Here is a 9886-nt window from a genome sequence, read left to right as displayed (position 1 = left end):
ATGCACTTTGAGGACGACAACAATGATTATTTACGGTGTGGCGCTGCTGGCGATCTGTACGCTGGCAGGGGTGATCATGGGTGACATGCTCGGCGTGTTGCTGGGCGTCAAATCCAACGTCGGCGGGGTCGGGATCGCGATGATCCTGCTGATCTGCGCGCGCTTGTGGATGCAAAAGCGCGGTGGCATGACCAAAGATTGCGAGATGGGCGTCGGCTTCTGGGGTGCGATGTACATTCCGGTAGTGGTGGCCATGGCGGCGCAGCAGAACGTGGTCACGGCCCTGCACGGTGGACCGGTGGCGGTGCTGGCGGCGATCGGTTCGGTGGTGGTGTGCGGTTGCACCATTGCCTTGATCAGCCGGACGCACAAAGGTGAACCCTTGCCCGATGAACCGGCGGAAACCTCTCCCGTCGGCACACCTGTAGGAGGCCGCTGATATGTGGGAGCTCATGGAAAAAGGCTTGGCCAATAACAGTCTGGTCACCGCATTCGCCTTCGTCGGCGTGATCATGTGGGTGTCGGTCATTCTGTCGAAACGCCTGACCTTCGGGCGGATTCACGGCTCGGCGATTGCCATCGTCATTGGCCTGGTCCTGGCCTGGGTCGGCGGCACGTTGACCGGTGGGCAAAAGGGCCTGGCGGATCTGACGCTGTTCTCCGGCATCGGCCTGATGGGGGGCGCCATGTTGCGCGACTTTGCCATTGTCGCCACGGCATTTGAAGTGCAGGCCACCGAAGCGAAAAAGGCCGGGTTGATCGGCGTGATCGCGCTGCTGCTGGGCACGATACTGCCGTTCATTGTCGGTGCGTGCATGGCCTGGGCGTTCGGTTATCGCGACGCGATCAGCATGACCACCATCGGCGCGGGTGCGGTGACTTACATTGTCGGTCCGGTGACCGGCGCGGCCATTGGCGCCAGTTCCGATGTGGTGGCGCTGTCGATTGCCACCGGCTTGATCAAGGCGATTCTGGTGATGGTCGGCACGCCCATGGCGGCACGCTGGATGGGCCTGGACAATCCGCGTTCGGCGATGGTGTTCGGCGGCCTGGCCGGGACGGTCAGCGGTGTGACGGCGGGGCTGGCGGCGACGGATCGGCGGTTGGTGCCTTATGGGGCGTTGACGGCGACTTTCCATACCGGGCTTGGGTGCTTGTTGGGGCCTTCGCTGTTGTACTTCATTGTTCGCGGGATTGTTGGTTAAGGCGGGTAGTTTCAGCGTCTGAGATGGCCTCATCGCGGGCAAGCCTTGCTCCCACAGGTGATTGGCTCGAAACCTGTTGGAGCAAAGCCTGCTCGGGAAAGCCTTGCTCCTGTGGGAGCAAAGCTTGCTCGCGATTGCCGCGACTCGGTTTCAAGCCTGGCGATTGGCATACATCCGGCACTCCGCCAGCAACGCCAGCAGGTTCGGGTCGCGCTCCTTGGCCTTGAGGAACACCACGCCAATGTGCTGCTGCAATCGATACTTTTCCTGCAACGGAATCAGCTTCACCCGGTTCTCATACACCGCGGCAATCCGCCCCGGCAGCAACGCATAACCCACGCCTGAACTGACCATGCTCAGCAGGGTGAAGATGTCGTTGACCTGCATCGCCACCTTCGGCTCGAACCCCGCCTGGCTGAACACCCGATTGCCATCCTGATGCGTGGCGAAGCCCTGGGTCAGGGTGATAAAGGTTTCGTCGCGGACTTCGGCCAGATCGACTTCACTTCTTTGAGCGAACTTCGAGTCGGCCGGTGTGGCCAGGAAGATGTCGTCGGAAAACAGAGGGATGTGTTCCAGGTCCGGGTCGATGATGCTCTCGTCCAGGGACACCAGAATCGCATCGACTTCCATGTTTTTGAGCTTGTACAGCAGATCGAAATTCGAGCCGAGGATCAGGTCGATGTTCAGTTCGCTGCGGCGAATTTTCAGGCCCATGATCAATTGCGGAACGGTCTTCACCGTTAACGAATACAGTGACCCCAGCTTGAAACGCTCAGCGGAGAACCCGGCCGCCTCGCGGGTCAGGCGCACGCTTTCCAGCACGTCCTGAATCAGCTTCTGTGCCCGCTCTTCCAGTACATAGGCGCTTTCCAGCGGTGTCAGGTTGCGGCCTTCGTGCTTGAACAGCGGGCAGCGCAGGGCGCTTTCCAGGGAGTGGATCGCCCGATGCACGCTGACGTTGCTGGTCTGTAGCTCGGCGGCGGCCCGGGCCAGATTGCCGGTGCGCATGAAGGCCAGGAACACCTCGAGTTTTTTCAGGGTCAACTCTTCATCGATCAGCATCGGGCGAACTCTTTTTGGAATGTTCCGATTGTGCACGGTATTCGTAGGCCTTTGTAGGCGCTGCCTCGTCGGACCGCCGCACCGCAGCGAAGGCGGCCTCAAGTTTTGTATCGACAATCAGGACGCCTTCGCCGGCAAGCCGGCTCCTACAGGGGGATTGTGTTCTGAAACATTGCGCTTTTAGGCTTGAGGCCTGAGCCTTGCGATTTCGAGGGGGAGGCAACCGATGTATCACGGGGAAAGATTGAACGCTTGGACGCACTTGGTCGGAGCTGTGGCGGCCTTTGTCGGCGGTATATGGCTGATCGTTGTCGCCAGCCTCGACGGCAGTCCGTGGAAGATTGTCAGCATGGCGATCTATGCCTTTACCTTGCTGGTGCTGTACAGCGCATCGACCGTGTACCACAGCGTGCGCGGGCGCAAGAAAGCGATCATGCAGAAGGTCGATCATTTCTCGATCTACCTGTTGATCGCCGGCAGCTACACGCCGTTCTGCCTGGTGACCCTGCGTGGGCCGTGGGGCTGGACGCTGTTCGGGATTGTCTGGGGGCTGGCGCTGATCGGAATCCTGCAAGAGATCAAGCCGCGTTCGGAAGCGCGGATTCTGTCGATCGTGATTTACGCGGTAATGGGCTGGATCGTGCTGGTGGCGGTCAAGCCATTGCTCGCCGCACTGGGCGCTGCCGGTTTTACCTGGCTGGCATTGGGTGGCGTGTTCTACACCGTGGGCATCATCTTTTTTGCCCTTGATGATCGTCTGCGGCATGCCCACGGGATCTGGCATCTGTTCGTGATTGCCGGGAGTTTGCTGCACTTTGTGGCGATCTGGTTTTATGTCCTTTAGAGCACACTGTGGCTTTACCTGTGGGAGCCTGCTCGCGAAGTCGGTGGATCAGTCAATGATGATGTTGGCTGACCTGACGCCTTCGCGAGCAGGCTCGCTCCCACAGTGGTTATGTGACTGGATTCAAGAGGGTGTGGGGATCAGATGATCCAGTTGTTCCTGGGCACGGCGGCTGAAGATCTGCAACAGGTCGTTCAAGGTGTGGGGCGGTGGTTCGGCGGCGCGGGTTACTGCGTACAGAGTGATGGGCAGCGGCGGTGCCAGTGGGCGAATTGTGGTCGTGGAGGACGAGGCGCCCAGCGCGGTGAACGGATCGATCACCGCCAGCCCTGCACCGGATTCCACCATTGCCCTGGCCAGTGAGTAGGTCTGCACGGCGATGCGCACCCGGGGCGGTGGCTCGACTGCTTCCAGGTAGCTGTCCAGTCGCGCGGCCAAGGGGTCGGCGCTCGATAATCCAATCAGTGGCGCCCCTGCCAACGCCATCAACGGCAGCGGTTGACCGAGCTCTTCGTCCGGCCAATAACCCTTGGGCGCCAACGCCACCAGCACGCCTGAAGCCAAAGCCTGCGCCTTCAATCCCGGATGATCCGGTCGCTGCAAGGTCAGGGCGACATCCACTTCGCGCATCAACAGGTTCTGCACCAGTTCACGGCTATGGGCGCTGGATAGCTCGCAGGCGATATCCGGGTAACATGCGCTCCACTCGTGAATGGCCGGCGGCAACAATGACAGGGCCAGCGCCGGGGTGGCGCCGATGCGCAGGCTGTGGCCAGGTTCGCGGCGCAGGCTCTGGGCCAGGCGTCGCACGCCTTGCAGGCTCTCGCTGACCTTATCCACTTCACGCTCCAGCTCCAGGGCTTCCGGGGTCGCCTGCAACTTGCCGCGAACCCGCAGGAACAACGGGAACCCCAACTGCTGCTCGGCATGCTGCAGCACCTTGGTTACCGCGGGTTGCGAGACGTGCAGCAATTGCGCGGCCGCGCTGATTGAACCGGTCTGGCGGATAGCCTGGAAAATCTCGATGTGACGAAGACGCATGGCAAGTCCATAACCTTAGCTTATGGGTTTGGCATCTTTATTCATTGTTCGCCGCCTGTCACCTGGCTCTAACCTCGACCTCGTCTTCACAACGGTTTTAAGGACGGACATGGCTCAGCGTGTGTGCATCATCGGCGGCGGCGTGATTGGCCTGGCAACGGCCTATGCGCTGGTGCGCGACGGCTTCGAGGTGACAGTGGTCGAAGCCCGGGATTCCCTGGGCAGCGAAACCAGTTTCGCCAACGGCGGCCAGTTGTCCTATCGCTACGTCGCGCCGCTGGCTGATGCCGGTGTTCCCCTGCAAGCCATCGGCTGGATGCTGCGCGGCGATTCGCCCTTGAAGCTGCGCCCGCGCCTGGACCCGGTGCAGTGGCGCTGGATGGCCGCATTCCTTGCCGCGTGCCGAAGCTCGATCAACCGCGAAAACGCCGCGCATCTGTTGCGTCTGGCGCTGTTCAGCCAAAGCACGCTAAAGGGCTGGCGCGAGGACGATGGACTGAGCGGATTCCATTGGCGACGTAACGGCAAACTGGTGACGTTTCGCAATGCTGCAAGCTTCGGGCATGCGCGTAAAAAATTGGCCGATCCGCAACAGCAGCAAGTGTTGTCGGCCGTCGAATGTGCAGATCTGGAGCCGGCGTTGGCCGATGCACCCTTTGTCGGCGCGATCTATACCCCGGACGAGGAAGTGGGCGACTGCCACGCTTTCTGCCAGCTACTGGCCGAGCGGTTGAACGCATCTGGCCGTTGCAAGTTCCGCCTCGGTAGGGCGGTGACCGGAATTCGTCACAGCGACGGTTCTGTCAGTGCCATTGAATTTGTGGATGAAGTGCTGGCCGTCGATCAATTGGTCATCGCCGCCGGCCATCGCAGTCCGCTGCTGGCATTGCCTGGCCTGCATCTGCCGCTGTATCCGCTGAAGGGCTACAGCCTGACGGTGCCCATCGGCACCGGACACCGGGCGCCGGACGTGAGCATCACCGATTACGACCGCAAGATCGTTTACGCCCGTATCGGCGAACAGTTGCGGGTCGCCGCGATGGTCGACATCGTCGGTTTCGACCCGTCGATCGATCCAGAGCGTCTGGCCCTGATCAAGCGCCAGGCCTGCGATACATTCCCCAATGCCGGCGACTATGACTCAGCTGTCGAATGGGCCGGCATGCGCCCGGCCACCCCCAGCGGGGTGCCGTTGTTGGGGGCTACGGCCTATCGCAACCTGTGGCTCAATCTCGGCCATGGCGCGTTGGGTTTTACCCTGGCGTGCGGCAGCGGTCGGTTACTCAGCGAGCTGATCGGCCAGCGCCAGCCATCCATCGATCTGCGCGGTTTCAATCACTGAACCGTGTCACGGCCATTCGCGAGCAGGCTCGCTTCCACATTTGAAATGCGTTCCACTGTGGGAGCGAGCCTGCTCGCGAAGAGGCCCTAGAAATCACCCCAAAGTTGCTGGGCCACCGCAAGCGCCACAACCGGCGCTGTCTCCGTGCGCAATACCCGCGGCCCGAGGCGAGCCGCATGAAAGCCAGCGCCCTTGGCCTGATCCACTTCTGCATCCGACAGCCCACCCTCCGGCCCAATCAGGAACGCCAGTGTCGAAGGCTTCGCATGGCTGACCAACGGCTCGGCCACCGGATGCAAAACCAGCTTCAATTCAGCCTCGGTCTGCTTCAGCCAGTCGGCCAACAGCACCGGCGGGTGAATGACCGGCACCCGTGAACGGCCGCATTGTTCGCAGGCGCTGATCGCCACCTGGCGCCAGTGCAGCAGGCGTTTGTCGGCGCGCTCGTCCTTGAGACGGACTTCACAGCGCTCGCTGAAAATCGGGGTGATTTCGCTGACACCCAATTCGGTGGCTTTCTGAATGGCCCAGTCCATGCGCTCGCCACGGGACAGGCCCTGGCCGAGATGGATCTGCAACGGTGACTCGACCTGGCCGGCGAAGCTTTCATCGATTTGCACCACGACGCGTTTCTTGCCGACTTCGACCAGCGTGGCCCGAAATTCGTGACCTGAGCCGTCGAACAGTTGCAACGTATCGCCCTCGGCCATGCGCAGCACTCGACCGATGTAATGGGCCTGGGCCTCGGGCAGTTCGTGCTCGCCGGTGCTCAGGGGGGCGTCGATAAAGAAGCGGGACAGTCTCATACGGGGTCTCTGTAATTCATGTGCAGGTCTTGGCGCCGCCATTGCTGGCAAGCCAGCTCCCACAGGGTTATGCGGTCACTGTGGGAGCTGGCTTGCCAGCGATGGCAGCAGTCCAGACACCACAGGATCTCAGGTGAAATCAATCACCCCGGATCACGGAAGCCCGGGTGAAAGTCCTTCGGCACCGCCACGCTCACGCTGTCGCGGGTAGCAATGTCGATGCCTTCGCTGGCCACCTCAGCCAGAAAGTCGATCTGTTCGGGGGTAATCACATACGGCGGCAGGAAATACACCACGCTGCCCAATGGGCGCAGCAAAGCACCGCGCTCCAGGGCGTGCTGGAACACCTTCAGGCCGCGACGTTCCTGCCATGGCCAGGCCTCCTTGGTGGCCTTGTCCTTGACCATCTCGATGGCCAGCACCATGCCGGTCTGGCGTACTTCCGAGACATTCGGGTGATCGGCCAGGTGCGCGGTGGAGGAGGCCATGCGTTGCGCCAGGGCCTTGTTGTTCTCGATGACGTTGTCTTCTTCGAAGATATCCAGCGTCGCCAGTGCCGCCGCGCACGCCAGCGGGTTGCCGGTGTAGCTGTGGGAGTGCAGGAAGGCGCGCAGGGTCGGGTAATCGTCGTAGAAGGCGCTATAGACTTCGTCTGTGGTCATGCACGCGGCCAGTGGCAGGTAGCCGCCGGTCAGGGCCTTGGACAGGCAGAGGAAATCCGGGCGGATGCCGGCCTGTTCGCAGGCGAACATCGTCCCGGTACGGCCGAAGCCAACGGCGATTTCGTCGTGGATCAGGTGCACGCCATAGCGATCGCAAGCTTCGCGCAGCAGCTTGAGGTACACCGGGTGGTACATGCGCATACCGCCAGCGCCCTGGATCAGCGGCTCGACGATCACCGCCGCAACCGTGTCGTGGTTCTCGGCCAAGGTCTGCTCCATGGCGGCGAACAGGTTGCGCGAATGTTCTTCCCAGCTCATGCCTTCGGGACGCAGGTAGCAATCCGGACTCGGCACCTTGATGGTGTCCATCAGCAAGGCTTTGTAGGTTTCAGTGAACAGCGGCACGTCGCCCACCGACATCGCCGCCATGGTTTCGCCGTGGTAGCTGTTGGTCAGGGTGACGAAGCGTTTCTTGTTCGGCTGGCCGCGGTTGAGCCAGTAGTGAAAGCTCATTTTCAGCGCGACTTCGATGCAGGACGAGCCGTTATCGGCGTAGAAGCACCGGGTCAGGCCTTCCGGCGTCATCTTCACCAGGCGCTCGGACAGCTCGATCACCGGTTGATGGCTGAAACCGGCGAGGATCACGTGCTCCAGCTGATCGACCTGGTCCTTGATGCGCTGGTTGATCCGCGGGTTGGCGTGGCCGAAGACGTTGACCCACCAGGAGCTGACGGCGTCGAGGTAGCGCTTGCCTTCGAAATCTTCCAGCCAGACGCCTTCACCGCGCTTGATCGGGATCAGCGGCAGTTGCTCGTGGTCCTTCATCTGGGTGCAGGGATGCCACAACACCGCGAGATCGCGTTCCATCCACTGTTTATTCAGGCCCATTCTCACTCTCCTCGAGGCGGTCCGTGCCAGGCGCGGACATACAATCGCGCAAGCCTATGCAATGCATCGCACGGGGACAACCCATTGTGTCGAATGAGCTACTTTGTATAGGGCGAAAGACGCTGCTGGCGGGCGTCTGAAGGCTGACGTATCCTTCGCGGTTCTTGAGCCGACTGGCTCGCAAAACCGCTATTTTTTTCGTGTATTTCCGGAGTTCGCTGAATGTCTGTCGGTTGGCTGCGCGCCTGTGCGCTGGTGATGTTGGGGCTGTTCAGCGTGTCTGCGCTGGCCAAGGATAAAACCGCGATCGTGATCGGTGGCGGGGTCGCTGGCCTCACGGCTGCTTATGAACTGCAAAACAAGGGCTGGCAGGTCACGCTGCTGGAAGCCAAGCCGAGCCTGGGCGGTCGCTCCGGCATGTCCACCAGCGAGTGGATCGGCAACGACAAGACCCAACCGGTCCTGAACAAGTACGTATCGACCTTCAAGCTGAGCACCACGCCGGCGCCTGAATTCGTGCGTACGCCGGGCTACCTGATCGACGGCGAATATTTCAGTGCCGCCGATCTGTCCAGCAAGCAGCCGGCTACCGCCGACGCGCTCAAGCGTTACGAGAAAACCCTCGACGATCTCGCACGTTCGATTGATGACCCGCAGAATCCGGCAGCCACCAGTTCGCTGCACGCCCTGGACCAGATCAACGTGTCCAGCTGGCTCGACAAGCAGAACCTGCCGGCCACCGCGCGCCAGTTGATCAACCAGCAGATTCGTACCCATTACGATGAGCCTTCGCGTCTGTCGCTGCTGTATTACGCTCAGCAGAGCCGCGTTTACCGTGGTGTGGCCGACCGTGACCTGCGCGCTTCGCGTCTGGTCGGTGGCAGCCCGGTGCTGGCCCAGGCCTTCGTCAAGCAACTGAAGACCATCAAGACCAATTCCCCGGTCTCGTCCATCACTCAGGAAAAGGACGGTGTCACCGTCAAGGTCGGCAGCGTCGGCTATCAGGCTGACTATGTGGTCCTGGCCGTGCCGTTGCGCGCCCTGAACAAGATCCAGATGATCCCCGCGCTCGACGATCAGCACCTGGCGGCGATCAAGGGCACCAACTACGGTTGGCGCGACCAGATCATGCTGAAGTTCAAGACGCCAGTGTGGGAAAGCAAGGCGCGGATGTCCGGCGAGATCTACAGCAACACCGGCCTGGGCATGTTGTGGGTCGAGCCGGCCCTGAAGGGCGGCGCCAACGTGGTGATCAACCTGTCCGGCGACAACGCCCGGGTGATGCAAGCCTTCGGCGACAAGCAGATGGTCGACCAGGTACTGATTCGCCTGCATGCGTTTTATCCACAGGCGCGCGGTTCCTTTACCGGCTATGAAATCCGTCGCTACAGCACCGACCCATCGATGGGTGGCGCTTACCTGGCCTTCGGTCCGGGCCAGATCAGCAAGTACTGGCGCCTGTGGGAGCGTCCGGTTCAGCGTGTAGCCTTTGCTGGCGAACACACTGACACCTTGTACCCAGGCACCCTGGAAGGCGCATTGCGCACTGGTCAGCGTGCTGCCGGTCAGGTTGAAGACCTGGCGGCCGGCAAGTCGTTTGAGCCGGCCAAAGCGGCTCCAGTGGCGGCGGCAGCGGCGGTAGGCGCTGGCGCGGTGGCTGCGAAGAAGGGCAACTTCTTCAGCAACCTGTTCGGCGGCTCGGATGACGAGAAGAAGCCGGAGCCGGTCAAGGCGCCAGAGCCGGTCGCTCCAGCGCCAGCCCCGGCTCCAACGCCGGCACCAGCACCTGCTCCGGTCGAGGCACCGAAGCCTGCTGCACCGGTAAAAGCCGAGCCTGCCAAGAAGGCAACGGCCAAAGCCCCGGCGAAGAAACCGGCAGCCAAGACCGAGGCGAAAAAAGCCCCGGCCAAGGCTGCGGTGAAAAAGGCTGAACCGGCGAAGAAGCCAGCGGCGACTACTGAGACCAAGGCTCAGTAACGTTCAGGTGTAAAAAAACGCGGCTTAAGAGCCGCGTTTTTTTTGCTCGTCTATCA

Annotated in this window: 9 protein-coding genes; 5 read left to right on the top strand and 4 right to left on the bottom strand. The window is 61.5% G+C overall.

Features of this window, described 5'->3' with window-relative positions:
• Window positions 1–22: 22 nt before the first annotated feature.
• Entirely contained in the window at window positions 23–439 is a 417-nt protein-coding gene (gene madL, locus LAB08_RS28420) for a malonate transporter subunit MadL (protein WP_096514430.1), read from the top strand.
• Between the two features lies 1 nt (window position 440).
• Window positions 441–1205, top strand: coding sequence for a malonate transporter subunit MadM (madM, locus tag LAB08_RS28415; RefSeq protein WP_096514431.1), 765 nt, complete (start codon window positions 441–443; stop codon window positions 1203–1205).
• Window positions 1206–1355: 150 nt separating this feature from the next.
• Here the strand turns inward: madM and LAB08_RS28410 are convergent, their stop codons facing one another.
• Window positions 1356–2270 (bottom strand): LysR family transcriptional regulator, encoded by a 915-nt coding sequence (locus LAB08_RS28410; RefSeq protein ID WP_096514432.1) that lies wholly within the window; start codon window positions 2268–2270, stop codon window positions 1356–1358.
• Window positions 2271–2496: 226 nt separating this feature from the next.
• Between LAB08_RS28410 and trhA the strand changes: the two genes are divergently transcribed.
• Window positions 2497–3114 carry a PAQR family membrane homeostasis protein TrhA gene (gene trhA, locus LAB08_RS28405; RefSeq protein WP_096514434.1) on the top strand — a complete coding sequence of 206 codons (618 nt, stop codon included), beginning with the start codon at window positions 2497–2499 and terminating at the stop codon, window positions 3112–3114.
• A 123-nt stretch (window positions 3115–3237) separates the two neighbouring features.
• Here trhA and LAB08_RS28400 read toward each other — a convergent pair whose 3' ends face one another.
• On the bottom strand, window positions 3238–4155 hold the full coding sequence (locus tag LAB08_RS28400; protein ID WP_096514436.1) for a LysR family transcriptional regulator: 918 nt from the start codon (window positions 4153–4155) through the stop codon (window positions 3238–3240).
• 109 nt (window positions 4156–4264) lie between these two features.
• Here LAB08_RS28400 and LAB08_RS28395 point away from each other — a divergent pair, with 109 nt between their 5' ends.
• A complete protein-coding gene (locus tag LAB08_RS28395) occupies window positions 4265–5497 on the top strand; it encodes a D-amino acid dehydrogenase (protein ID WP_096514438.1) in 1233 nt (410 codons plus the stop codon).
• Between the two features lie 86 nt (window positions 5498–5583).
• On the opposite strand, the gene LAB08_RS28390 is transcribed toward LAB08_RS28395, so the two are convergent.
• Window positions 5584–6303, bottom strand: coding sequence for a 16S rRNA (uracil(1498)-N(3))-methyltransferase (locus tag LAB08_RS28390; RefSeq protein ID WP_096514440.1), 720 nt, complete (start codon window positions 6301–6303; stop codon window positions 5584–5586).
• A 143-nt stretch (window positions 6304–6446) separates the two neighbouring features.
• Window positions 6447–7853: an adenosylmethionine--8-amino-7-oxononanoate transaminase gene (locus tag LAB08_RS28385; protein WP_096514442.1), complete on the bottom strand. Its 1407-nt coding sequence runs from the start codon at window positions 7851–7853 to the stop codon at window positions 6447–6449.
• 222 nt (window positions 7854–8075) lie between these two features.
• Between LAB08_RS28385 and LAB08_RS28380 the strand changes: the two genes are divergently transcribed.
• A complete protein-coding gene (locus LAB08_RS28380) occupies window positions 8076–9830 on the top strand; it encodes a flavin monoamine oxidase family protein (RefSeq protein WP_096514444.1) in 1755 nt (584 codons plus the stop codon).
• Window positions 9831–9886 lie beyond the last annotated feature (56 nt).

Origin of the sequence: Pseudomonas izuensis (genome assembly GCF_002356535.2) — a bacterium.
In the GTDB taxonomy this organism is placed as follows: domain Bacteria; phylum Pseudomonadota; class Gammaproteobacteria; order Pseudomonadales; family Pseudomonadaceae; genus Aquipseudomonas; species Aquipseudomonas izuensis.
Note: the sequence above shows the minus strand (reverse complement) of the source record. Positions and strands in the feature narration are given on the sequence as shown.